Genomic DNA, 24582 nt, shown 5'->3' on the forward strand with positions numbered 1-24582 from the left:
GTGCTATGCCCACCGATCTGTTGACTTGCCAGGGCGGGCTAGGAGAGCCGTTGGTGTTGGTGCACGGCCTGATGGGCCGCGGCACCACCTGGACGCGCCAGCTGCCGTGGCTGCGGAGGTTGGGCACCGTCTACACCTACGACGCGCCGTGGCACCGGGGCCGCGACGTCGAGGACCCACACCCGATCAGCACCGAACGCTTCGTGGCCGATCTCGCCGACGCGGTAACCACATTGGGGACGCCGGCCCGGCTGGTGGGGCATTCGATGGGGGCCCTGCACTCCTGGTGTCTGGCCGCCCAGCATCCCGAACTGGTTTCGTCGCTGGTGCTCGAGGACATGGCGCCGGACTTCCGCGGCCGCACCACCGGTCCATGGGAGCCGTGGCTGCACGCGCTTCCGGTCGAATTCGACACTGCACAGCAGGTTTTCGACGAATTCGGGCCCATCGCCGGTCAGTACTTCCTGGAGGCCTTCGACCGCACCGAGACCGGTTGGCGGTTACACGGCCAGACCTCGCGATGGATCGAGATCGCCGCGCAGTGGGGCACCCGAGACTACTGGGAGCAATGGCTGGCGGTCCAGGCGCCGGCGCTGTTGCTCGAAGCCGGCAACTCCGTCACTCCGCCGGGCCAGATGCGCGACATGGCTGGAAAGTATTCGGGTGCAACATATCTGGCGGTCCCCGAAGCCGGTCACCTGATACACGACGAGGCGCCGCAGGTCTACCGTCAGGCCGTCGAGCTATTCCTCGCCGGCTAGCCCGAATAGCCCGTCCCGCGTCTGTGTTACCAGGCCGTCGGTCAGCAGCGAATACAGCGCCCGGTCCCGCTGCGCGGTATCGGTCAGCCACGCCACATCCAGCTCTGCCCGGGTGACCGGAGAATCCTTGGCGCGCAAGACATCCAATAACAGCCCCCGCACCTGGCGATCCGTCCCGGCGTACGTCTGTACGCGTCGGGCCGGTCCCTCGGCAGGCGGAAAGCCGGCCTGCCGCCACGCGCAGTGTTCGAGCGGGCACAACCCGCAGCGGGGCGTTCGTGCGATGCACACTGTGGCGCCCAGTTCCATCAGAGCCACCGAAAATTGGGGCGCCGTATCGTCTTTCGGCAGCAGCGCCGACACGTCGGCAAGGTCACGCGTCGCCGACGGTGGACCCGCGTCGGCCAGGCCGTGTACGGCGCGAGCCACCACCCGTCGCACATTGGTGTCCACCACCGGCACCCGCTTGCGGTAGGCGAAACACGCCACGGCTCGTGCGGTGTAGGTGCCGATACCCGGCAATTCCAACAGGGTTTCGACGTCATCGGGTACGACGTCGCCATGATCGCGCGCAATGACGATGGCGCACTCGTGCAATCGCTTGGCCCGTCTCGGGTAACCCAGCTTGCCCCATGCCCGCAGCACGTCGGCCGCGCTGGCCGCGGCGGTGGCCGACGGGGTGGGCCAGCGTCGCACCCATTCCGTCCAGATCGGCAGCACCCGAGCCACCGGCGTCTGCTGCAGCATGAATTCGCTGACCAGAATCTGCCACGCGTCCACACCCGGTTCCCGCCAGGGCAGGTTGCGGCGCGAGCACTCGTACCATGCCAGAAGTTCACCCGCCGGGATTTGCTCTGGACTAGTCATCGGCGCCCGCGGCACGCCAGAATGTGTGCCATGCCCAACACCAATCCGCAATCCGCATGGAAAGCACTCAAAGAGGGTAACGAGCGATTCGTCGCCGGCCAGCCTGCGCACCCGAGCCAGAGCGTCGAACACCGCGCCAGCCTGGCCGCGGGTCAAAAACCCACGGCGGTTGTGTTCGGTTGTTCCGATAGCCGGGTCGCCGCGGAACTCATCTTCGACCAGGGTTTGGGCGACATGTTCGTGGTCCGCACCGCCGGGCAGGTGATCGACTCGGCCGTGCTCGGATCCATCGAATTCGGGGTGGCGGTCCTCGACGTTCCGCTGATCGTCGTCCTAGGTCATGACAGCTGCGGGGCCGTCAAGGCCGCCATCGGCGCGGTCGACGACGGTGCGATACCGGCGGGCTTCGTGCGCGACGTGGTCGAGCGCGTCGCGCCGTCGATCCTGATCGGCCGCCGCGACGGGCTCAGCCGGGTCGACGAGTTCGAGGCGCGGCACGTAAGCGAGACGTTGGCGCAGCTCACGTCGCGTTCCGCGGCGATTGCCGAGCGGGTAGCGGCGGGGACGCTGGCACTTGCCGGGGTCACCTATCACCTCGCCGACGGGCGCGCGGCGTTGGTCGACCACATCGGCGACATCGGCGAGTAAGGCCGTTTTCCTCTCGCGCGACTAACACGTTCGAAGGCCAGCTAACATCGCGACACGCCGAGCCGGGTCGAACAAATCGGTGTGACCTGGGATTATGGTGTGACCGTGCTGGATCTGGAACCGCGTGGCCCGCTACCCACGGAGATCTATTGGCGGCGCAGGGGGCTGGCCCTGGGGATCGCGGTCGTCGTGATCGGCATCGCTGTCGCCGTTGTCATCGCCCTTACGGGCAACAGTGCGGGCGCCAAACCCGCCAGCGTCAACAAGCCCGGACCGGGCCAAAGCACGCCGGCGGCACTCCCGCCGCAAGCGCCGGCCGCACCGGGGCCGGAAGGCGTCACTCCGGTGCCGGCTCCGCAAGGTCAGAACCCTGAGGCCCCGACGCCGACCGCAGCGGTTCAGCCGCCGCCGGTGCTCAAGGAGGGCGACGACTGCCCCGATTCGACGCTGGCCGTCAAGGGGCTGACCAACGCTCCCCAGTACTTCATCGGTGACCAGCCGAAGTTCACCATGGTCGTCACCAACATCGGGCTGGTGGCCTGCAAGCGCGACGTCGGCGCCGCCGTGCTGGCCGCCTACGTCTACTCGCTGGACAACAAGCGGCTGTGGTCCAACCTCGACTGCGCGCCGTCCAACGAGACGCTGGTGAAGACCTTCACGCCCGGCGAACAGGTGACGACGGCGGTGACGTGGACCGGGATGGGTTCCTCGCCGCACTGCCCGCTGCCGCGGCCGGCCATCGGACCGGGCACCTACAACCTCGTCGTACAGCTGGGCAACCTGCGCTCGCTTGCGGTTCCGTTCATCCTGAGCCAGCCGCCGCCCCCGCCGGGTCCAGTGCCGGGTCAGCCGGCGGTACCGCAGCCGGAAGCACCGCCGGGCGCTCCCGGTCCCTCGCCCGCGGGGTAGCTCGTCGGTTAGTTGAGCGGGTCGGCGATCGTCGACTCCGCTAGTTGCGAGAGCCCTTCCCGCACATGGCGGGCCCACATCACGCCGATGCCGTCGACCGATTGCAGGTCGTTGGCGCTGGCGGCCAGGAGACCCTGCAGCGTTCCGAAGCTGCGCACCAGCAGATCCACGTGGGCGAACTGCAGCCGCGGGATATCGGCCATCGCGCGGTAGCCACGCGGGCTCAGCGCCGAATCCTGAGCCTCCGTCGTCGTCGGATACCCGAAAACCTTTGCCAGAACCGTGATTTCGAGCAGCTCAGTATCCGAAAGAGCGTCGAGCTCGTCGAGGGTCGCGGTCATCTGCACATCGGAGAGCGGCTCGGGGCTGGCGTGGTAGTCGCGCACGATCAGTTCCCGGGCGATGTCGTTGCCGCCCAGCAGCTCCTCGAGCTGTAGTCGCAGCTGACGACCGTCGGTGCCCAGCTCGACGACGTCGTAGTCGATCACCAGCCCGATTCGCCGTACCAGCTCGAGCCGCTGCACCACGGTCATCACGTCGCGCAGCGTGACGAAGTCCTCGATCTCAGCCCGGGAGAGCAGCCTGCTGACCTCGTCGAGGCGGGTCTTGTAGCGCTCCAGCGTCGCGATGGCCTGGTTCGCTCGCGACAGGATGGTCGCGGAATCGGCCAGCACGTGGCGCTCCCCGCCGACGTAGACGGTGACGATGTTCATCGAATGGCTGACCGAGATCACCGGATGGCCGGTCTGGATCGCGGCGCGTTCGGCCGAGCGGTGCCGGGTGCCCGACTCGTCGGTGGGAATCGACGGATCGGGAACCAACTGGACGTTGGCCCGCACGATGCGGCTGGCGTCGGTGGAGAGCACGACGGCGCCGTCCATCTTGGCCAGTTCGCGCAGCCGGGTCGGGGCGTACCGCACGTCGAGGGCGAAGCCGCCGTCACAGATGGCCTCGACGTTCTCGTCGTTGCCGAGCACGATCAGCGCACCGGTACGGCCGCGCAGAATGCGCTCCAGGCCGTCCCGGAGCCCGGTGCCAGGTGCCAGGCGGGCGATGGTTTCACGCAGCGTCGGACGCGTCACAGCGTGTCATTCTGCTACGCCAACGCCGTTCCGCGTAGCAATGTGCAGCCGTTCGAGGCGAACGGGCCGACCACGGCGGTGGTCGGCGATGTCGATCATGTGCTCGAGAGCCGCGCCGATGTTGGGTGCAACCAGCGCCCGCATGCCGGGTGGAACGGCCTTGCACCCGGTCGGGATCAGGGCGACGCTGAACCCCTGCCGCGCGGCTTCGGCCAGCCGCCGGTCCATGCCGCTCACTCGGCGCAGATCGCCGGCCAGACCGACCTCGCCGATCATCACCGCGGTAGTGGGCAGCGGCAGATCGGCCAGCGCCGAAGCCAGCGCGATGCCGACGGCCAGGTCCGAGGACGGATCCGTCAACCGCATGCCGCCCACGGTGGACAGGTAGATGTCGTTTGAGGCCAGCGGCAGCTTGGCGTGCTTCTCCAGCACGGCCGTGATCATCGCCGCGCGAGAGTGGTCGATCCCGCTGACGGCGCGGCGCGGTGAGCCGGCGTTCGGCGTGGCCAGCAGCGCCTGCACTTCGCCGATCAGCGGCCGTTTGCCGTCCAGTGCGACCGTGATCGCGGTGCCGGGCACCGGGGCCGGCCGCTGATCCAAGAACAGGTTGGACGGGTCGGAAACCCCTTCGATTCCGTTGTCGTGCAACATGAAGCACCCGACTTCGTCGGCCCCGCCGAAGCGGTTCTTGATGCCGCGAACCATCCGCAGCGACCCGTTGCGGTCGCCCTCGAAATGCAGCACGACGTCGACGAGGTGTTCCAGCGAGCGCGGTCCGGCAATCGCGCCGTCCTTGGTGACGTGGCCGACCAGGATCAGCGCCACGCCGTTGGCCTTGGCCGCGGCCGTCAGCGCGGCCGTCACCGCGCGTACCTGCGTCACCCCGCCGGCGACACCGTCGGACTCGGTGGTGGACATCGTTTGCACCGAGTCGACGATCACCAACGCGGGATTGACCGTCGCGATGTGTTCGAGCACGGTGTGCACGTCGGATTCGGCGGCCAGGTAGAGCTCGTCCGAGCCGCAGTCGATGCGGTCCGCGCGCAGCCGGATCTGGCCCGCGGACTCTTCGCCGGAGATGTAGAGCGCGCGCCGCCCGGACTGCGCCCACAGGTGGGCGACCTTGAGCAGCAACGTCGACTTCCCGACGCCGGGATCACCGGCCAGCAGCGTCACCGAGCCCGGCACCACGCCGCCGCCGAGTACGCGGTCGAGCTCGTCGATGCCCGTCGCCCGGTGCTGGCTGGCGTTCGGTTCGATGGAGCTGATCGGGACGGCACGAGACGCCCCGCCTACCGAACGACGGCCGCCGACCGTTCTGAGCACGGCCACCTCGTCGACGGTGCCCCAGGTGCCGCATTCTCCGCAGCGGCCCACCCATTTGGCGGTGACGTGATGGCACTCCGAGCAACGGTATTGCGAGCGCGCATTTGCCACGTCATGACGGTATCCGGCAGGGGCGACAAGCCCCCGCCATGACACGGGCGGTTAGCCCTCCGACGGAGCCATCCCGGCCGAAATCGGCACCTCCACGCTGCCCTGGCCGGCCTTCTCGAAGGTGAAGGTGAAGTTGTAGGCGAGGCCGTTGGAGATCGGCTTGGCCAGGCTGACGGTTGCCTTGGCCGCGCTGTTGGGGTTGAGTGGGCCCGGCGCCACCTTCTGGCCTTCCGGCGTACCGATGAACAGCATGCCGCTGGCGGGCAGGCGCGAGTCGCCGGTCACCGTCACGGTGCCGATGTCACTGGTGATGCCGAGCAGCCGGTCCTCGACGTCCGGGGACTGATTCACGGCCACCAGCACCAGGTCGACGTTCTTGCCCGGGTGCAGGTAGTCGCCGGTCTGCACCGCCTGGATGCGGACATCGCGCAGCGCCACGTTGTTGAACGTCACCTTGTTGCCATTGACGGCAGGCTCCTGGGTGGCCATCTGCGAGATCTGCCCGGCTCCGCAGCCGGTGAGCACGGCAGCGAGCAGGGCGGCCAGGCCGACGAGGACGATTCGGGCGCGAAGGTCGACCGCGAGGCTGGTCTTGAAGCGGTTCACTCGATGCCTCCTGGGCTCGGTCTGGCTATTCAGAGCAAGTCGCGGCACGGATGACGCGTGCAACTATGCACAGTAGTAGGAACGAGGTTTAAGTGGTAGCGCAGGTAGCAAGACCAGCACCGCAGCGACGCTGGCGGGGCACCGTCGTGGGCGCGAGCAGGCGTTGATAACGTGTTCCATTGCACGTCTTCGTCCGTCTGTCAACCCCTATTCAGCGCGCGTTGTGCCCCTGACCTGCGCTGTTGCTTCGCGTGTGTTGGGCAGCCGTGTTAGACTGAAGTAACGAAAGGGGCTCGAATCTGATGATCTTCAAGGTCGGCGACACCGTTGTTTATCCACACCACGGTGCTGCGTTAGTCGAGGCGATCGAAACCCGCACCATCAAAGGGGAGCAAAAAGAGTATCTCGTCTTGAAAGTTGCGCAGGGTGACCTGACCGTTCGAGTTCCCGCCGAGAACGCCGAGTATGTCGGCGTCCGCGACGTCGTCGGACAAGAGGGCCTTGACAAGGTTTTCCAGGTGCTGCGCGCTCCCCACACGGAAGAGCCCACCAACTGGTCGCGCCGCTACAAGGCCAACCTCGAAAAGCTTGCTTCCGGTGACGTCAACAAGGTTGCCGAAGTTGTCCGCGACCTTTGGCGTCGCGATCAGGAACGCGGCCTGTCCGCGGGCGAAAAGCGCATGCTGGCCAAGGCCCGCCAGATTCTGGTCGGTGAATTGGCGCTCGCCGAGAGCACCGACGACGCCAAAGCGGAAACCATCCTCGACGAGGTTCTGGCCGCAGCTTCCTGAAGGCCCTGAGCTCAGTGGTCGGGGGCACAGTTGTCGCAGTGGTCCCGGCCGCCGGGTTGGGGGAGCGGCTGCGTGCCGGTGTCCCCAAAGCATTTTGTGAACTCGATGGGCGCACGCTGCTGGAATGGGCCGTCGCGGGTCTGTTGAATTCGGGAGTCGTTGATCATGTCGTGGCGGCGGTACCCGCCGATCGTATCGACCAAGCCAAGCAAGTCCTAGACCACCGGGCAACCGTCGTGGCCGGGGGTGCCGGGCGCACCGAATCGGTGCGTCTGGCCTTGTACGCCCTGCCCGGAGAACCGCATTTCGTGCTGGTGCACGACGCCGCCCGCGCGTTGACGCCGCCGGAGCTGATCGTGCGGGTGGTCGGCGCGTTGCGCGACGGGCACGGCGCCGTGGTGCCCGCGTTGCCGCTGCATGACACCATCAAGGCCGTGGATGCCAACGGCGTGGTGCTGGGCACGCCGGAACGGGCCGGGTTGCGGGCGGTACAGACCCCGCAGGGGTTCGCCGCCGACCTGTTATTGCGTGCGTATCAGCGCGCGGCCGGCGCCGTTGTTACCGACGACGCCTCCCTGGTCGAGCACGTCGGCGGCCAGGTTCAGGTGGTCGACGGCGATCCATCGGCCTTCAAGATCACCACCCAGTTGGATCTGCTGCTGGCCCAGGCGATTGTGCGCCGGTGACCGAGTCGCTGCGGGTGCCAAGGGTCGGGCTGGGTACCGACGTACATCCGATCGAACCCGGGCGGCCGTGCTGGTTGCTGGGTCTGTTGTTTCCCGACGCCGACGGCTGCGCCGGCCACTCCGACGGCGACGTAGCCGCGCACGCGTTGTGTGACGCGCTGTTGTCGGCGGCCGGGCTCGGCGACATCGGCGCCGTGTTCGGCGTCGACGATCCGCGGTGGGTGGGCGTCAGTGGGGCCGACATGCTGCGCCACGTCCTGGAGTTGCTCTCGGAGCACGGCTTTCGGGTCGGAAACGCCGCCGTGCAAGTGATCGGTAACCGGCCGAAGGTCGGCCCGCGCCGCGCCGAGGCGCAGCAGGTGCTGTCGGACCTGGTCGGAGCCCCGGTATCGGTCTCGGCGACCACCACCGACGGGCTGGGCCTGACTGGGCGAGGTGAGGGTTTGGCCGCGATCGCGACAGCCCTCGTTATCGTGCACGGATAGCCCCGCGAGCTGCGGTCGGCCGATCCGAAGTAGCAGGTAAGCTGGCACGTCGTGACCGATCGCCCCCTCATGCGGCTGCATGACACCGCAGCCGGCGCTGTGCGAGATTTCGTTCCGCTACGCGAGGGGCACGTCTCCATCTACCTGTGCGGCGCCACCGTTCAGGGCCTGCCGCACATCGGGCACGTCCGCAGCGGCGTGGCTTTCGACATCCTGCGCCGCTGGCTGATGGCGCGTGGTTACGACGTCGCATTCATCCGCAACGTGACCGATATCGAGGACAAGATCCTGGCCAAGGCCGCCGCGGCCTGTCGGCCATGGTGGGAGTGGGCGGCCACCTACGAGCGCGCGTTCACCGCCGCCTACGACGCCCTGGACGTCTTGCCGCCGTCGGCGGAGCCACGCGCGACCGGGCACATCACCCAGATGGTCGAGTTAATGGACCGCCTGATCGAAAGTGGTCACGCGTATGCCGCCGGCGGGGACGTCTACTTCGACGTGCTCAGTTATCCCGAGTACGGGCAGCTGTCCGGGCACAAGATCGACGACGTCCACCAGGGCGAAGGCGCGGGGACCGGCAAGCGCGACCAGCGCGACTTCACGCTCTGGAAGGGCGAAAAGCCCGGCGAGCCTTCGTGGCCCTCGCCGTGGGGCCGCGGACGCCCGGGCTGGCACCTGGAATGCTCGGCAATGGCCCGAACCTATCTGGGTACGGAATTCGATATCCATTGCGGTGGAATGGATTTAGTGTTCCCGCATCATGAGAACGAGATCGCCCAGAGTCGTGCGGCCGGAGATCGCTTCGCCCGCTACTGGCTGCACAACGGCTGGGTGACCATGGGCGGCGAGAAGATGAGCAAGTCGCTGGGCAACGTCTTGTCGATCCCGGCGATGCTGCAGCGGGTGCGCCCGCCGGAACTGCGTTACTACCTGGGCAGCGCCCACTATCGCTCGATGCTCGAATTCTCCGGCACCGCGCTGGAAGATGCGGTGAAAGCCTATGTGGGAGTTGAGGAATTCCTGCATCGCGTGCGGGTCCGGGTCGGCGGCGTCGTCCCCGGTGAATGGACGCAGCGATTCGCCGCCGCGCTCGACGACGACCTCGCGGTCCCGATCGCGTTGTCCGAGATCCACCACGCCCGCGCCGAAGGCAACCGGGCGCTCGACGCCGGCGACCACGAAGGCGCCCTGCAGAACGCCGGCGCGATCCGCGCGATGATGGGGATCCTGGGCTGCGACCCGCTCGACGAACGCTGGGAATCGCGCGACGAGACGTCCGCGGCGCTGGCGGCCGTCGACGTGCTGGTCCAGTCCGAGCTGGAAAGTCGCAAGCGGGCCCGCGAGGAGCGCAATTGGGCTCTCGCAGACCAGATCCGGGACAGGTTGAAACAGGCCGGTATTGAGGTCACCGACACCGCCGACGGGCCGCAGTGGGAACTGCAGGGCGGTCCAGAGAAGTGACGGCCAAGTAGATGGCCGGCAACTCGCGGCGCCAGGGGGCGATACGGAAGGCCGGCAGCAAGAAAGCCCCGACGGTAGGCTCGGGTGGCCAGCGGCGACGGGGGCTGGAGGGCCGCGGCCCCACGCCGCCCGCGCACATGCGCCCCAACCATCCCGCTGCCAAGCGCGCCGTCCAGACGCAACCACGCCGGCCGGCCAAGCGCACCGACGAAACCGAAACGGTGCTCGGTCGCAATCCGGTGGTGGAATGCCTGCGCGCCGGGGTTCCCGCGACCGCGCTGTACGTCGCGCTGGGCACCGAAGCCGATGAGCGCGTGACCGAATCCGTGGCTCGGGCAGCCGATTTAGGGATCGCGATCCTCGAAGTGCCTCGGACCGACCTGGACAAGATGACCGCCAACCATCTACACCAGGGCATCGCGCTGCAGGTGCCCCCGTACAACTACGCCCACCCCGACGACCTCCTGGCCACCACATTGCACTCGCCGCCCGCGCTGCTGGTCGCGCTGGACAATATCTCCGATCCCCGCAACCTCGGTGCGATCGTTCGCTCGGTCGCGGCCTTCGGCGGTCATGGCGTCCTGATACCGCAACGCCGTTCGGCCTCGGTGACGGCGGTCGCCTGGCGCACCAGCGCGGGCGCGGCGGCCCGCATCCCCGTGGCAAGGGCGACCAATCTCACCAGGACACTGAAGAATTGGGCCGACCGCGGGGTGCGGGTGGTCGGGCTGGACGCCGATGGCGACACCGCCGTCGACGACCTGGACGGCACCGACCCCATCGTGGTCGTCGTCGGATCCGAAGGCAAGGGCCTATCGCGGTTGGTGCGGCAGAACTGTGAGCAGGTGGTGTCGATCCCGATGGCCGGTCATGCCGAATCGCTGAACGCCTCGGTGGCGGCCGGGGTGGTACTCGCTGAAATCGCGCGTCAGCGCAGGAGTTAACCGAATTGCCCGGCCGGCTCGTCCGCCTGGGCGCCGTGCTGGCCGCCGTCGCGTTGCTGATAACGCCGGTGTCCGGCGCGCAAGCACCCGGCTTCGATCTTCAGGCCCATCGCGGCGGGCGGGGTGAAACCACCGAGGAATCGCTGCGCGCCTTCGCCAAATCACTCGAACTCGGGGTCAGCACACTCGAACTCGACATCGTGATCACCAAGGACGCACAGCCGCTAGTGTGGCACGACCCTATGATCGACGCGCAGAAATGCGTCGACACCGGACCCGCGTTCGCCGGCGACCCGCAATACCCTTACGTTGGAAAGCTGGTGCACGAGCTCACCCTGGCGCAGATCCATACCCTGGATTGCGGACGCCTACTGGACGAGTTTCCCCGGGCGGAAGTGGTGCGGGGCAACAAGTTAGCGACCCTGCCGGAGGTCTTCGCGCTCGCTGACTCGCATCACGCCGCGGTGCGCTACAACATCGAAACCAAGGTGGACGCCGACCAGCCGGGCAGATCGGCCGAACCCCAGCAGTTCGTCGACGTGATCCTGGCCGCCGTCAGGTCGGCGGGCAAGGTCGCTTCCGTCGAGATTCAGAGCTTCGACTGGCGTACCCTGCCGATGGTGCACCAGGCCGAGCCGTCGATTCCGTTGGTGGCCTTGTACAACGAGGAGACCTGGGTGCCGGATTCGCCGTGGCTGGCCGGCGTCAACGCCGCGGTCGTCGGCGACGCGACGATCGGCGCGCTGATGGTGGGGGCGAACATCGTCTCCCCCCGATACCAGCTCGTCACCGGCAGGCCGTTTGTCGATCACGCACATACGTTGGGGCTCAAGGTTATTCCGTGGACCGTCGACGACACCCGGGCGATGCGCGAGCAAATCGGCTACGGCGTAGACGGTATCATCACCGACTATCCCACCGTGCTGCGTGGCGTGATGGCCGACCTCGGCATGCCGTTGCCGCCGGCCTATCACCGCGGTTAGACGGCCACGCGCCGGGCCAAGCTGACAACTTCGGCGCGATTAGAAGCCCAGCAGCCGCGCCGACCCCCACAGCGCGACGACCGCGATCGTCAGGGCCGGCGGAACGGTGCACAGCCCCAGGCGGGTGTACTCACCCACGCCCGCTTCGACGCTGTGCTGGCGAAGCACCCGCCGCCACAACAGGTTTGACAGCGAACCGACATAGGTCAGGTTGGGGCCGATGTTGACCCCGATCAGGACAGCGAGTACCGCCACCGGTCCGGCGGGGGCGACCAGCGGTAACAGCACCAGCGTCGCGGGCAGATTGTTGACGATGTTGGCCAACAGCGCGGCGACCGCGGCGACGGCAAGCAGCGCCGGCAGCCCCGACCCGTGCGGAAGCACCGCGGACATCACCCGGTCCATGCCGTTCAGCGTCACTGCTTGCACCACCACGCCCAGCGCCAGCACGAACACCAGAAACGAAACCTGGGCCGAGCGCAGGATTTCCATCACCGTCGTGTGCCGGCGGCGCAGGCTGCGCACCGCCAGCACCGAGGAGCCGGCCAGCGCCACCCATGCGGGGGCAATCCCCAACGGTTCGGAGAACGCGAACCCGGCCAGCGTCAGAGCCACGACCACCAAGACGAACACCGGGGGCCGCGGCGCCGGCCCGAGTTGTTCGGGGTTGGGGGCGGCGCGCAGATCCCGGGCGAAAAAGCCGCGGAAAACCAGGTACAGCGTGGTGACCGTCGCCAGCCACGGCAACGCCATCATCAGGGTGAACTTGGTGAACGAGACGTTCGCGACGTGAAACGCCAGCAGGTTGGTCAGGTTGGACACGGGGAGCAGCAGCGAGGCGCCGTTGGCGAGATGGGCCGTGGCATAGGCATAGGGGCGCAGGGGAGTTCGCAGCCGGCGTACGGCGGCCAGCACCACCGGCGTCAGCAACACCACGGTCGCGTCGAGGCTCAGCACGGCGGTGATGGCGGCGGCGATGACGAACACGTGGCGCAGCAGGCCGTGCGAGCCGCGTGGTGTTCGTGCGATCGCCGCGCCCGCGGCCTCGAACAGGCCCTCGTCGTCGCACAGCTTGGCCAGCACCAGCACCGCGCCCAGGAACGCGACCACCCCCGACAGCCCGGAGACCTGCTGGGCCGCCTGATGGACCGAGATCGCGCCGATCGCAACCACTATGAGCGCGGCCGGCACCGCTGCCAGCGCCTCCGGCCAGCCCCGCGGGCGCACAACGGCGAACCCCAAGACCACGGCAAGCAGCAGCAGCGAAACGGTTAGAGCCAAGACCTAGACCGCCCAAGGGTTTTCGCGCCGCCACACCGTCGGCATATGCAGCGCGACACCGTCGCGCGCGGCCAGCTCGTCCAACACCCGGATGGACACGTCCAGGTCGTCACCCGCATACGGCAAGGCCCGCAACGGCTTTGATAGCGGGCGAAAGAAGTCGTCCCAGTGGATCAGGATCACCCGGCGCGCGCCCACCGCTCGCACGGTCTCGGCCCAGTAGTCGATCAGGTAGGACCTCGGCTGCAAACCCAGCTGGCCGACCGACAGATAGACGGCATCGGCGCGGTGGGCGGCCAGCGTGCCCTTGACGAAGCCGGCGCTGCCCTGAATCAGCAGTCGCCGATCCGAGGGCAGGTGGTGGATCAGCGCCGACCACGACTCGCCGCAGCGATAGGCCGAAGCCTTTACCGGCGGCACCAGTGGTGAGTCGATCACGCCTGGGAACCGGTCGGGCGGGCAATGATGCGACTCAACAAGCGTTACATCGAAGGTGCCCAACCGAATTGGTTCGCCCGGCACCGCGACTGTCAGGCGATCTTCCGGCAGGCCGTGTCCGCGCCCGACGTTGGCTGCCGACTCGCCCCCGACCAGCTGCGCGCCGGTGCGGTGGGCGACGAGTGCGGAATCCATGACGTGGTCGATGTGGGTGTGCACCGGGATGACGGCCGCCAGCCGCGACACCTTGGCGCGGGCCAGGCAACCGTCCACGCGCACCGCCGACGGCGCCAGCTTGCCCGCCGCGACCCGCGCCAGGCCGGGTCGCGAGAAATAGCCGTCGGTCATCAGCGCCGAGGAGCCGTCGTCGATCAGCAGCGTCGCCACACCCATCCACGTCGCCGACAGGCCGTCGGCTCCGGCGGCGGGTGCGTCGAAGCGATCCGAATAGCGCGCGATGTCGGGGTGACCGAGTTTGAACCGCATCAGCAGAACGGCCTGATGTCGATCCTCGCAGCCTCGAGCTCGTCGCGAACCGCCGTCGCGATCTGCACCGCGCCGGGCGAATCGCCGTGCACGCAGACCGATTCCACACTCACCGAGATCTCGGTGCCGTCGAGCGCGGTGACCTGTCCGGACGACACCATGGCCGCCACGCGCTGCGCGATCGCGGCCGGGTCGTCCAGCACCGCGCCCGGTTCCTTACGGGAGACCAGCTGGCCGTCGGGCCGGTAGGCACGATCGGCGAACGCCTCTGCGACGGTGTGCAATCCGACGCGCACGGCCTCGTCGAAGAACGCCGAACCCGCCATGCCCAGCACCGGCAGCGTGGTGTCCACCAGATAGACCGCCGATGCGACGGCCGCGGCCTGGTCGTGATTGGTCACGATTGTGTTGTACAGCGCGCCATGGGGTTTGACGTAGGAGACCATCGAGCCGGCCGCGTGCGCGATCGCCTGCAACGCGCCGATCTGGTACACGACGTCGGCGACGAGATCCTCGGCGGCGATGTCGATGAAGCGCCGGCCGAAGCCGGCCAGGTCGCGATAGCCGACCTGAGCTCCGATGCGTACGCCACGCTCGGCAGCCAGCCGGCACACCCGCAGCAGGCCGGCGGGATCTCCCGCGTGGAAACCGCATGCGACGTTTGCGCTCGTGACGATTCCGAGCATGGCGTCGTCATTGCCCAGGCGCCAGACGCCAAAGCCCTCACCCAAGTCGGCGTTCAGGTCGATACCGGCCACCCGCCCAGCTTATTGCGGAACCTTGGCGACGATTTGGTCGAGGAGATTATTGGCCGCCGAATCGGTGTCCTTGTTGAGCAGGCAGACCCGGGCCTCGACCACGACCGAATCCTGCACGGCCATCGCGTGCGAGCAGCCCCACCGGGGGTCTTCCTCCTGGCGCATCGACAGTTCCATGCGCGAGCCGCTGACCCGCAAGTCGTGTGTGAAGAAGTAGCTGTGATTGCCGTTCGAGGAGTGAAATCCATAGCGCCGTTGGGCACATCGCTGCCAATCCTGCTGCGCACGCTGCAGCAACGCCTGGGCATCGCCTCCGGTGATGAACGACGTCACGAGTTGGGTGACGTCGGCCTGCACGGCGTTGGGGGTGCTGAACTGGTTGCCGCGGATCGCGACATACCCGCTGTTGGCGTACACCGTCACGTCTCCCACCGACCCGAGGCCCAGGCAGGTGCGATCGTCGATGATCTTCGACGAGTCCGAGGTGCTGTTGGCGGTGCCGACCAATGCCACGTTCGTCCCGCCGACCAGGGCGACGACCTGGTCCTGGCTGAGCAGCAGGCCTTCCAGGACGGTAGTCGGCATCGCGCGCGGCGCCGGGCTCGGCGACGAGCTGGCGGGGGTGCGGAGCACGGGTTCGGCGGCCAGCGCGGTCCCGTCGACCGCCCGGGTGCAGCCCGCGACGGCCACCACGCAAGCGGCGAATAAGGCCGTCGGCCGTCGAAGTCCTCGGTGCATCGGTTACTGCTTAGCCACTTTCGCGGCGAGCTGGGAGGCGATGTCGGTCGCCGGCGAACCCACCTGGCTGTAGGCGCAGGTCACGATGTCGATGACGACGTTGTTGCGTGCGGTCAGGGCTCGTTGGCAGGTCCAGCCGTCGCCGCCTTCCTGGACCTCCGACGTGCTGAGCATGCCGTTGTCCGTGGTCACGCCGGCTACGGTCCAGACGGTGTCGGGCTGGCCCGGCGTGACGTCGGAGAAGCGGCGCTTCGAGCACGCCGACCAGCTTTGCACCGAGGCATCGTAGAACGCGTCGGCGTCGCGCGCGGACGGGAATGCGACGAGGGCCTGAATCGCGTAGTGGTCTCGCTTCTTGGAGCCGTCGACGCTGTCGTCGATCCGTTGGCCGCGCATCGCGGTCCACCCCGAGCCGGCGTAGACCTTCTCCTGCGCGGGCCCGTCGATGGCCAGGCAGTTCTTGTCGTTCACGCCGGAGCTCCAGTTCCACAAGCTCTTGGCGTTCACCCACACCTTCATCGATTTCGCGCCCAGCGCACTGTTGACCTTGTCCGGGCTCAGCAGCAACCCCTCCAGCTCCGATACCGCGACGGGATTTCGGCTCGGGGCGCCAGACTTGTCCGCCCGCACCGCCTTTCCCGCGACATTGCTGGTGCAACCGACGGCGACGGTCGCCAACAAGGTCAGCACGAAGACAGCCAAACGCTGGCGCACCGTTGCCTCCCCTGCCTGCGGCCACTGCGTGCGTCAAGCTTAAGTGCTGGCCTCCCGGCGTCGTCCCAACAGCCAGCAAAATAGATAGATCAGAAACGAGATCGTTGCCACGAAGACCGACACCGGGACGCCAGGTGCTAACGACAGCACGATGCCGCCCACCGCGGCGATCTCGGCGAAGAGCACCGAGGCCACGATCGCCACCGCCGGCGAGGCGACCACCCGGGCGGCCGCGGCTGCCGGTGTGATCAGCAACGACATCACCAGCAGCGCGCCGACGATCTGCACGGCCTGCGCGGCCACCACGCCGACCAGCGCGGCGAACACGATGCCCAAGCCCCGCACCGGCACCCCGCGGGCCGCCGCGACGTCGGGATCCACGGTGGCGAACAACAGCGGCCGATAGCACGTCGCCAGCACGCCGATGACCAGCAGGCACACCAGTGCCAGCGTCGCCAGTCCGGTGTAGCCCACCCCGACGATCTGACCCGTGAGCAACGCGAAGCTCGTCGTCGTTCGTCCCGGGTAGAGGTAGATGAACAGCACCGCCAGGCCCAGCCCGAATGCCAGCACCACCCCGGTCACCGAATCGCGCTCGCGGGCCCGCGTACCCAGCACACCGAACAGGGCGGCCGCCACCGCGCTGCCGATCAGCGCGCCCAAACCCACCTGGAATCCGATCAGCAACGCGAATGCCGCTCCGGTCAAAGACAATTCGCTGGATCCGTGCACGGCGAACGACATCTGGCGCATCACGATGAATGGGCCGATCAGCCCGGCCACCAATCCCAGTAGGGCAGCCGCGAGCAGCGCCTGCTGGACGAAGTCGTGGTTCAGCAGGCGGGCGGTGATGTCGAACGAGAGTAGATGATCCAGCACGTCGGAGAGCTGGTTGTTCATAACGCGCGCCCGCTGTCCTCACCGATCGCCACGTAGCGGTCGTTGACCTTCACCACCTGAATGTCGGCCCGGTACAACGTGGACAGCGTCTCGGTGTTCATCACCTGCTCGACGGTGCCGATCCGGAATCGGCCGTCGACCAGATACAGCACCCGATCGACGTAGGGAAGGATCGTGTTGATCTCGTGGGTCACCACCATGACCGTGGTGTTGGCTTCCCGGCGACGGCGGTCGATCAGCGAGGCGACCAGCTTGGCGTTGGCGGGGTCCAGGGCCAGTAGCGGCTCGTCGCACAACAGCAGCATCGGGTCGCTGGCCAGGGCCTGGGCGATGCGCATGCGCTGCAACTCCCCGCCCGACATCAGCCCGACGCGGACGTTGGCCAGCGGTTGGCCGTTGACCTGGGCCAGCGCCTCGCGCACCGCGAGCCGGCGGCGCTCGCCGGACCGCAGCGGCATGACGCCCCACTGGTTTCCGTCGATACCCAGGCGGACCAGGTCGCGCCCGACCAGCATCACGTCGCGGTCGATCGGACGGTGTTGGGGCACATAGCCGATGGCGCCGCTGCCCGAGGTGACCTCTTTGCCGTCGACCCGGGCGGCGCCGGCGCTCAGCAGCAGCTGTCCGAGCAACACCCTGAGCAGCGAGGTCTTGCCGGTGCCGTTGGGGCCGAGCACCGCGACGAATTCACCGGGCGACACCGACAGGTCGAGGCCGTCCCACAGGACGCGATCGCCGAACGCCAGCCGGGCACCGGTCAGCGCTACGGCCGGAGGCCGCTGGTCGGCGGTCTCGACCGCTTGGTCAATTACGGGCATTGGCCCGGCTCGATCGCAACGCGGCCTGCAGTTGGTCGACGGTATTGCGCTGCCAGGTCAGGTAGTCGGCGCCGTCGGGGAGCGTCTCGGTCACCAGTGTGACGGGGACGCCGGCCCGTCGTGCCGCATCCTGCAGGCCGTTGATCGCGGGCGTGGCGGTCTGCGGATTGAGGAGCACCGCCGCGACCTGGTGACGGTTGACCAGGTCGAGGACGAACGCCATGTCGGCCGGGGAGGGGTCGGTTCCATTCTCGTTGGCGGACTTGAAACTCTCGGGAGTGCGATCGACCAGCCCCGTAGCCTTCAGCAGGTAGAAGGCGACGGGTTCGGTCGTGACGACGGAGGTGCTGGTAAACGCGCTGCCGATGGCACGTTCCGAGGCGGCGATCACGTCGGCGTCGCGGTCGAACGCGGCGGCGTTGGCCCGGTAGTCGCCTCCGTTGTCCGCGTCGATGGCCGAGAGCCGGTCGGCGATGGCGTTAGCGACGGTCTTGGCGATGTCGAGGTCGTAGAAGACGTGCTCGTTGGGCGGAGTTCCGTTGTCCGCCTTGGGCGCGAACGAGTAGGCGTCCACCGACTTGACGTTCGAGTGCCCGTTTAGTACCTGGGTGGCCCACGGATCGTAGCCGCCGCCGTTGTAGACCACCAACCCGGCGTCCAGGATGGCGGCGGCGTCTGAGGCGCTGGCCTGATAGGTGTGCGGATCGATGGTCGCGCCGGACAGGATCGATTTGACGTTGACATGCCGCCCGGCGACGGTGTGGGCGACGCTGCCCCACACATCGGTGGAGGCCACCACGCCGGCCCCCTGCTGGTGTGCGGAGCCGGCGACGCCGCAGCCCGCGATCGCCGTCGCGCCCAGGAGGCACGCGGCCACCAGGGCCGGCAGGAAGCAGGATCGCCGACGTATCTCAGTGAGGTATGCCATTCATGTCCCATCAGTGCTGCCTACGGGTCTGAAAATTCCGGTGGCTGTGCGGCCCGCAGACAGGTAATACTAATGAAAACCGTTTCCATTAGAAAGTAGCAGATCGCGGCGGCGTACGCGCAGGCGACGATGCGCGGTAGCGTCTGCGAACGTGAGTCCCACACCGCGCCGGCGTGCGACTCTGGCGTCGTTGGCGGCCGAACTCAAGGTTTCCCGGACCACCATCTCGAACGCCTTCAACCGGCCGGATCAACTCTCGCCCGACCTTCGCGAGCGCGTGCTCGCCACCGCCAAGCGGCTGGGCTACGCGGGTCCCGACCCACTGGCGCGCTCGTTGCGAACCCGCAAAGCCGGCGCGGTCGGATTGTTGATGGCCGAGCCGCTGACGTATTTCTTCAGTGACCCGGCCGCGCGCGACTTCGTGACGGGAGTGGCGCAATCCTGCGAAGAGCAGGGGCAGGGCCTGCTGCTGGTCGCCGTCGGACCCAGCCGCAGCCCTGAAGACGGCGAGGCCGCGGTGCTGTCCGCCGGGGTGGACGGGTTCGTGGTCTATTCGGTCCGCGACGACGATCCCTATCTCCAGGTGGTGCTGCAGCGACGCGTGCCGGTGGTGGTGGTCGACCAGCCCAAGGACTTGTCCGGGGTGTCGCGGGTGGGGATCGACGACCGGGCGGCGATGCGCGAAATCGCCGAATACATGCTGGGTTTGGGGCATCGCGAGATCGGGCTGCTGACGATGCGGCTGGGGCGGGACCGCCGCCAGGACCTGGCCGACGCCGAGCGGCTGCGCTCGCAGACCTTCGACGTGCAGCGCGAACGCATCGCCGGCGTGTGGGACGCCATGCGGGCGGCCGGGGTGGACCCGGACTCGCTGACCGTGGTGGAGAGCTACGAGCATCTGCCGACCTCGGGAGGTGAGGCGGCCAAGGTGGCGCTGGAGGCCAATCCGCGGATCACCGCATTGATGTGCACCGCAGACATTTTGGCGCTGTCAGCGATGGATTACCTTCGGGCACATGGCATTTACGTGCCCGGTCAGATCAGCGTCACCGGATTCGACGGTGTGCCCGAGGCGATCAGCCGCGGATTGACGACGGTGTCGCAGCCCAGCCTGCGCAAGGGCCACCGAGCCGGGGAACTGCTGCTCAACCCGCCGCGGTCCGGCCTGCCGGTGGTCGAGCTGCTGGACACCGAGCTGATCCGGGGGCGCACCTCCGGTCCGCCGGTCTAGCCAGCCGACTCCGTGTCGCCGATCAGCAACCGCACGGCCAGATCCAGCCGCTTGCTGACGTCGGTCGCCGAGGCGCGACGGGTCAGCCAGGCCAGCAGGTTGGACAGCCACACATCGGAGATCACCCGGGCGATGTGGTACTGGTCCTCGGTCGGTTCGCCGTCGCTCATCGCGCGGGCGAACATGCTGTCGATCAGCTTTTCTACCTGGTCGACCTCACTGGCCGCCGAGGCGTCGGCGAACACGTACGCGCGGGCCATCGCCTCGGTGAGTAGCGGGTTGCGCTGCATCGCCCGGTTGAGCTTGCCGACCATGAAATTCAGCCGCTGGAACGGCGTGCCACCCGCCATCGCGGAACGGTCGGTCTTCGCGTCGATGCGGCTGAACTCCCGGCCCAGGGCCGACACCAGCAGGTGCACCTTCGAGGGGAAATACCGGTACAGCGTCCCCACCGCCACGTCCGCTCGATCCGCGACCGCGCGCATCTGAACTGCCTCGTAGCCACCCTTCGACGCGATGGCCATCGTGGCGTCCAGGATGCGCTTGCGACGCTCGCGTTGTGCCTCCGAGCCCAACTCGGATTCAGCCAGTACCGCCACGTTCAAGACCTCGCGCGGCTGCGAGTCGGATACGTGGCCCGAGTTAAGGTTCGCTGACGACATCTGACGGGTTGCTCCTCTTTCGGGTGGTTCGTTCGCAAACGATAACAAAGTTCTTTGTGAATTTCCCACCTCCGTCCCGCCGGGGCAGCGAGCTGTCCTGCTGTAATGGGGTTCGACTTGACGGTCGATCGCTGGCACTATTAGAACACGTTCTAGTGGGCTATTGCGCCCCTAATGGTCACGTTGAATCAAGCACACGGAGGACCCCGGTGGTAGCGACCGTCACTGACGAACAGTTCGCGGCGCGTGAGTTGGTGCGCGACTGGGCTCGCAATACGACCTCCGGACCGGGCGGTACCACGGCGATACGGGAGGTGGAGCAGGGCAATGCCGATGCCTGGCGGCCGGTGTTCGCCCGGCTGGCCGACCTCGGCCTGTTCGGAGTCGCCGTCTCCGAGGACGCCGGTGGGGCCGGCGGCAGCATCGAAGACCTGTGCGCGATGGTCGAGGAGGCGGCCAAGGCGCTGGTGCCCGGACCGATCGCGACGACCGCGCTGGCCACCCTGGTTGTCACCGATCCCGACGTGTTGGCCGCGCTTGCCTCGGGTGAGCGCTTCGCCGGGTTGGCGCTCGAGGGCGAGGTCCAGTTCGACGGCGAGCGGGCGTCGGGCACCGTCGAATTCGTGCTGGGCGGTGCCGAAGGCGGGCTGTTGCTGCTGCCCGCCGGCCAGCAGTGGGTCCTGGTGGACACCGGCAGCGACGGCGTGCAGGTGGAGCCGTTGCCGGCCGCCGACTTTTCCCGGCCCCTGGCGCGCGTGGTGCTGACGTCGGCGCCGGCGACCCCGATCGAGACGCCGGGCCGACGCGTTGAGGAACTGGCCGCCACCGTGCTGGCCGCCGAAGCGGCCGGCATCACGCGCTGGAGCTTGGACACCGCCGTGGACTACGCGAAGGTTCGCGAGCAGTTCGGCAAGCCGATCGGGAGCTTCCAGGCGATCAAGCACCTGTGCGCCGAGATGTTGTGCCGCGCCGAGCAGGCCGAGGTGGCCGCCTCGGACGCGGCCCGGGCCGCATCGGGCTCCGACGAGCGGCAGTTCGCGATCGCGGCCGCGCTGGCCGCCGGTGTCGGCATCGCCGCGGTCAAGGCCAACGTCAAGGACTGCATTCAGGTGCTCGGCGGCATCGGCTGCACCTGGGAACACGACGCGCACCTGTACCTGCGCCGGGCCCACGCCATTGGGCGGTTCCTGGGTGGCCCCGAGCGCTGGTTGCGCCGCATCACCGAACTCACCCAGGACGGGGTGCGCCGGCAGCTCAGCATCGACCTCACGGAGGTCGAGGGTCAGCGCGCCGAGCTCGCCGCGACCATCGCCGGGATCGCCGCGCTGGCCGCCGAGAAGCGGCAGGTGGCGCTGGCCGAGGCGGGGCTGCAAGCGCCGCATTGGCCGAAGCCGTACGGGCGCGCCGCGTCACCGGCCGAGCAGCTGCTGATCGACCAGGAGCTGGCCAAGGCCGGAGTCGAGCGACCAGACCTGGTGATCGGCTGGTGGGCGGCGCCGACGATCCTCGAGCACGGGACCCAGGAGCAGATAGATGGTTTCGTGCCGGCCACCCTGCGCGGCGAATTCCTTTGGTGTCAACTGTTTTCCGAGCCGGGAGCGGGCTCGGACCTGGCGTCGCTGCGCACCAAAGCCGTGCGCGGGGACGGCGGCTGGCTGCTGACCGGGCAGAAGGTGTGGACGTCGGCGGCGCACAAGGCGCGCTGGGGCGTGTGCCTGGCGCGCACCGATCCGGACGCTCCCAAGCACAAGGGCATCACCTACTTCCTGATCGACATGAAATCGCCCGGCATCGACATCCGGCCGCTGCGTGAGATCACCGGCGATTCGCTGTTCAACGAGGTGTTCCTGGACAACGTCTTCGTGCCCGACGACATGGTCGTCGGCGCGGTGAACGACGGCTGGCGGCTGGCGCGAACGACATTGGCCAACGAGCGGGTCGCGATGGCCAACGGGACGGCGCTCGGCAACCCGATGGAAGAGCTGCTCGAGCTGCTGGCGGCGATGGACCTCGACGTCGCCGAGCAGGACCGGCTGGGACGGCTGATCATCTTGGCCCAGACCGGCGCGCTGCTGGACCAGCGCATCGCCCAACTGGCGGTGGGCGGCCACGACCCTGGTGCCCAATCCAGCGTGCGCAAGCTGATCGGTGTGCGCTACCGGCAGGCGCTGGCCGAATTCACGATGGACGTCGCCGAGGGCGGCGGGCTCGTCGACCGCCGGGCGGACAACGACCGGGCGGTGTTCGACTTCCTCAACACCCGTTGCCTGACGATCGCCGGCGGTACCGAGCAGATCCTGCTGACCGTTGCGGCCGAGCGGCTACTCGGCCTGCCCCGTTGAGCGCCCTTTTCGCCGACCCTGTAATTGTGCAGGCCCTTACTCGCACTTCCGCTGCAGATTTACAGGCTCGACGACGTGTCGGTCGCTGATGCCACGATGCGGGCATGCGGGCGGTGTTTATCGGCAGTGAAGCGATCGCAAGCGGAGATGTCACGCGGCACGAACTGCAACGTTGGTATTGGCCGATCTTCCCAGGAGTGTATTTCGCAAAGGGTCAACAACTTTCGCTGAGGCACAGGACTGAAGGCGCATGGTTGTGGTCGCGGCGCAGGGCGATCGTGGCTGGCGTTGCGGCGTCGGCATTGCATGGAGCCCGCTGGGTTGACGCCGATATCCCCATCGAGTTGGTCTGGTCGAACACGCGGCCACCTCGCGGCATAGTCGCGCGCGAGCAATTGCTGGCCGACGACGAAATAGCTCGCGTCGCGGAATTGCCCGTCACCACGCCGATGCGGACGGCATACGACTTGGGTCGAAATCTGCCACGCGCGCAGGCGGTCGCGCGCCTGGACGCCCTGATGCGGGCCAAGCCGTTTGCGACGGAGGATGTGTTGCAGCTTGCGCAGCGATATCCCGGTGCCCGCGGGATACGTCGTCTTCGATCAGTGGTGCACCTTGTCGACGGGGGCGGCTCCTCACCGAAGGAGACGTGGCTGCGGCTCCTGCTCATCGATGCGGGCCTGCCTGCCCCGACTACCCAGATACCGGTGGTGGAGGGCTACCGCCTGCTTGCGATGCTCGATATGGGCTGGCGAGAGTTCGGCGTTGCTGTCGAGTATGACGGCGATCAACACCGCGGCGATCGGCGTCAGTACGTAAAGGACCAGTGGCGCCTGCGAAAGCTGGCAGAACTGCGCTGGATCGTCATCCGCTGATCGCCGAGGATATGCCCGAGGATGTAATCGGGCGGGTCAGGCGGGCGCTGCTCGCCAGAGGTTGGCGACCGGGGCGGGCCACCATTCTTCCGTTGGCCGGGTGACTGCTCGTTTCACCGAGCCTGCAATTGCGCAGGCCCGCACTCGTACATCGTCTGCAGATCTACAGGCTCGACGAGGTTAGGAGAACGTCGTCACCGCGCAGGTGCTCGGCGAGGTGATGTTGACCCCGCTGTAGACCACCTGGATGTGGGTGCAGGTGTAGACGGTTTCGTCGGTCTTGGGCTGGCCGGTGCCCCAGTCGGTGGAGTCGATGCGCCCGGTCGTCTGGTACTTGTCCGGCGGCCCTTCGCCGAAGTAGACCGTGGTGATCTCATCGGTCCCCATGGATTTCATGACGCGTTCGTATTGCCCGTTGGCGTGCGCGTCCAGGTAAGCCATCCGGTTGTTCGACCGGATCTCGGTGGTCTGGCGCGCCCACAGGCCGGGCGGGAAACCGATCACGCCGCCGTCGGGCGCCCGGGTGTTCGCCCCGGCGACAAAGTCGCAGTGGCCGTCGGACTTGAAGCAGTTGAGGAACATGTGCGTTTCCAGCTGGTTGCCGCCGTCCAGCGGAAACAGGGTGGTGGCGGTGTTGCTCGCCGCTCCGGCCATGGGCGCGGGCAGGAGCGTCAGCATCGACCCGACGACTGCCAATCCCGTTACCAGCCGCTTCATCGTGCGCCCCTTCCCCGGTTCGGTGACCACAGCA

25 protein-coding genes and 1 pseudogene are annotated in these 24582 nt (G+C 67.8%); 12 read left to right on the forward strand and 14 right to left on the reverse strand.

The window, feature by feature from the left end; translation table 11 throughout:
- Positions 1-5: 5 nt before the first annotated feature.
- A complete protein-coding gene (locus tag G6N54_RS21260; RefSeq protein ID WP_163791784.1) occupies positions 6-761 on the forward strand; it encodes an alpha/beta fold hydrolase in 756 nt (251 codons plus the stop codon).
- Here G6N54_RS21260 and G6N54_RS21265 read toward each other — a convergent pair.
- Entirely contained in the window at positions 744-1628 is an 885-nt protein-coding gene (locus tag G6N54_RS21265; RefSeq protein ID WP_163791785.1) for an HhH-GPD family protein, read from the reverse strand. The genes G6N54_RS21260 and G6N54_RS21265 overlap by 18 nt on opposite strands.
- A gap of 30 nt (positions 1629-1658) precedes the next feature.
- On the opposite strand from G6N54_RS21265, the gene G6N54_RS21270 reads away from it, so the two are divergent.
- Positions 1659-2276 carry a carbonic anhydrase gene (locus G6N54_RS21270; protein WP_163791786.1) on the forward strand — a complete coding sequence of 206 codons (618 nt, stop codon included), beginning with the start codon at positions 1659-1661 and terminating at the stop codon, positions 2274-2276.
- 105 nt (positions 2277-2381) lie between these two features.
- The gene (locus G6N54_RS21275; protein WP_163794876.1) at positions 2382-3185 is read left to right on the forward strand and encodes a hypothetical protein; all 804 of its coding nucleotides are present in this window, start codon (positions 2382-2384) and stop codon (positions 3183-3185) included.
- An 8-nt stretch (positions 3186-3193) separates the two neighbouring features.
- Here G6N54_RS21275 and disA read toward each other — a convergent pair whose 3' ends face one another.
- Genes disA through G6N54_RS21290 form a run of 3 tightly spaced genes read right to left on the reverse strand, consistent with a single transcriptional unit; the run spans position 3194 to position 6310 of the window.
- On the reverse strand, positions 3194-4267 hold the full coding sequence (gene disA, locus G6N54_RS21280) for a DNA integrity scanning diadenylate cyclase DisA (RefSeq protein ID WP_163791787.1): 1074 nt from the start codon (positions 4265-4267) through the stop codon (positions 3194-3196).
- 6 nt (positions 4268-4273) lie between these two features.
- Positions 4274-5704: a DNA repair protein RadA gene (radA, locus tag G6N54_RS21285; protein ID WP_163791788.1), complete on the reverse strand. Its 1431-nt coding sequence runs from the start codon at positions 5702-5704 to the stop codon at positions 4274-4276.
- Positions 5705-5755: 51 nt separating this feature from the next.
- On the reverse strand, positions 5756-6310 hold the full coding sequence (locus G6N54_RS21290) for a hypothetical protein (protein WP_372513229.1): 555 nt from the start codon (positions 6308-6310) through the stop codon (positions 5756-5758).
- A 302-nt stretch (positions 6311-6612) separates the two neighbouring features.
- Between G6N54_RS21290 and carD the strand changes: the two genes are divergently transcribed.
- From carD to G6N54_RS21320, 6 genes are read left to right on the forward strand one after another with little or no spacing between them, the layout of a single operon-like run.
- Complete coding sequence (gene carD, locus G6N54_RS21295; protein ID WP_003419482.1) at positions 6613-7101, forward strand: RNA polymerase-binding transcription factor CarD; 489 nt, start codon at positions 6613-6615, stop codon at positions 7099-7101.
- A 14-nt stretch (positions 7102-7115) separates the two neighbouring features.
- The gene (ispD, locus tag G6N54_RS21300) at positions 7116-7787 is read left to right on the forward strand and encodes a 2-C-methyl-D-erythritol 4-phosphate cytidylyltransferase (protein ID WP_163791789.1); all 672 of its coding nucleotides are present in this window, start codon (positions 7116-7118) and stop codon (positions 7785-7787) included.
- Positions 7784-8272, forward strand: coding sequence for a 2-C-methyl-D-erythritol 2,4-cyclodiphosphate synthase (gene ispF / locus G6N54_RS21305; RefSeq protein ID WP_163791790.1), 489 nt, complete (start codon positions 7784-7786; stop codon positions 8270-8272). Before ispD ends, ispF begins: the two co-directional genes overlap by 4 nt.
- 51 nt (positions 8273-8323) lie before the next feature.
- On the forward strand, positions 8324-9733 hold the full coding sequence (gene cysS / locus G6N54_RS21310; protein WP_163791791.1) for a cysteine--tRNA ligase: 1410 nt from the start codon (positions 8324-8326) through the stop codon (positions 9731-9733).
- Between the two features lie 11 nt (positions 9734-9744).
- Positions 9745-10677 carry a 23S rRNA (guanosine(2251)-2'-O)-methyltransferase RlmB gene (gene rlmB, locus G6N54_RS21315; RefSeq protein WP_163791792.1) on the forward strand — a complete coding sequence of 311 codons (933 nt, stop codon included), beginning with the start codon at positions 9745-9747 and terminating at the stop codon, positions 10675-10677.
- A 5-nt stretch (positions 10678-10682) separates the two neighbouring features.
- Positions 10683-11660 (forward strand): glycerophosphodiester phosphodiesterase, encoded by a 978-nt coding sequence (locus tag G6N54_RS21320; protein ID WP_163791793.1) that lies wholly within the window; start codon positions 10683-10685, stop codon positions 11658-11660.
- A gap of 39 nt (positions 11661-11699) precedes the next feature.
- On the opposite strand, the gene G6N54_RS21325 is transcribed toward G6N54_RS21320, so the two are convergent.
- From G6N54_RS21325 to G6N54_RS21360, 8 genes are read right to left on the reverse strand one after another with little or no spacing between them, the layout of a single operon-like run.
- A complete protein-coding gene (locus tag G6N54_RS21325) occupies positions 11700-12941 on the reverse strand; it encodes an SLC13 family permease (protein WP_163791794.1) in 1242 nt (413 codons plus the stop codon).
- Between the two features lie 3 nt (positions 12942-12944).
- Positions 12945-13865, reverse strand: a complete 921-nt coding sequence (locus tag G6N54_RS21330) for an MBL fold metallo-hydrolase (RefSeq protein ID WP_163791795.1) — start codon at positions 13863-13865, stop codon at positions 12945-12947.
- Positions 13865-14623 (reverse strand): LamB/YcsF family protein, encoded by a 759-nt coding sequence (locus G6N54_RS21335; RefSeq protein WP_163791796.1) that lies wholly within the window; start codon positions 14621-14623, stop codon positions 13865-13867. The genes G6N54_RS21330 and G6N54_RS21335 overlap by 1 nt, the downstream gene beginning before the upstream one ends.
- A gap of 9 nt (positions 14624-14632) precedes the next feature.
- Positions 14633-15361 carry a sensor domain-containing protein gene (locus G6N54_RS21340; RefSeq protein WP_163791797.1) on the reverse strand — a complete coding sequence of 243 codons (729 nt, stop codon included), beginning with the start codon at positions 15359-15361 and terminating at the stop codon, positions 14633-14635.
- A 3-nt stretch (positions 15362-15364) separates the two neighbouring features.
- On the reverse strand, positions 15365-16075 hold the full coding sequence (locus G6N54_RS21345; RefSeq protein WP_163791798.1) for a sensor domain-containing protein: 711 nt from the start codon (positions 16073-16075) through the stop codon (positions 15365-15367).
- Positions 16076-16114: 39 nt separating this feature from the next.
- Positions 16115-16975, reverse strand: coding sequence for a metal ABC transporter permease (locus G6N54_RS21350; protein ID WP_163791799.1), 861 nt, complete (start codon positions 16973-16975; stop codon positions 16115-16117).
- Positions 16972-17793, reverse strand: a complete 822-nt coding sequence (locus G6N54_RS21355) for a metal ABC transporter ATP-binding protein (RefSeq protein WP_163791800.1) — start codon at positions 17791-17793, stop codon at positions 16972-16974. The genes G6N54_RS21350 and G6N54_RS21355 overlap by 4 nt, the downstream gene beginning before the upstream one ends.
- Positions 17780-18721: a metal ABC transporter solute-binding protein, Zn/Mn family gene (locus G6N54_RS21360; protein ID WP_163791801.1), complete on the reverse strand. Its 942-nt coding sequence runs from the start codon at positions 18719-18721 to the stop codon at positions 17780-17782. Before G6N54_RS21360 ends, G6N54_RS21355 begins: the two co-directional genes overlap by 14 nt.
- Positions 18722-18872: 151 nt before the next feature.
- Here G6N54_RS21360 and G6N54_RS21365 point away from each other — a divergent pair, with 151 nt between their 5' ends.
- Positions 18873-19952: a LacI family DNA-binding transcriptional regulator gene (locus tag G6N54_RS21365; RefSeq protein ID WP_163791802.1), complete on the forward strand. Its 1080-nt coding sequence runs from the start codon at positions 18873-18875 to the stop codon at positions 19950-19952.
- Here the strand turns inward: G6N54_RS21365 and kstR are convergent.
- Positions 19949-20551, reverse strand: coding sequence for a cholesterol catabolism transcriptional regulator KstR (kstR, locus tag G6N54_RS21370; protein ID WP_163794878.1), 603 nt, complete (start codon positions 20549-20551; stop codon positions 19949-19951). The two genes, G6N54_RS21365 and kstR, sit on opposite strands and share 4 nt — an antisense overlap.
- Positions 20552-20823: 272 nt before the next feature.
- Here kstR and G6N54_RS21375 point away from each other — a divergent pair, with 272 nt between their 5' ends.
- Complete coding sequence (locus G6N54_RS21375; RefSeq protein WP_163791803.1) at positions 20824-22956, forward strand: acyl-CoA dehydrogenase; 2133 nt, start codon at positions 20824-20826, stop codon at positions 22954-22956.
- Between the two features lie 104 nt (positions 22957-23060).
- A pseudogene (locus G6N54_RS21380) lies at positions 23061-23935 on the forward strand (hypothetical protein).
- A gap of 76 nt (positions 23936-24011) precedes the next feature.
- Here the strand turns inward: G6N54_RS21380 and G6N54_RS21385 are convergent.
- The gene (locus G6N54_RS21385) at positions 24012-24548 is read right to left on the reverse strand and encodes a hypothetical protein (RefSeq protein WP_163791804.1); all 537 of its coding nucleotides are present in this window, start codon (positions 24546-24548) and stop codon (positions 24012-24014) included.
- Positions 24549-24582: the final 34 nt, after the last annotated feature.

Origin of the sequence: Mycobacterium stomatepiae (assembly GCF_010731715.1) — a bacterium.
GTDB lineage: Bacteria > Actinomycetota > Actinomycetes > Mycobacteriales > Mycobacteriaceae > Mycobacterium > Mycobacterium stomatepiae.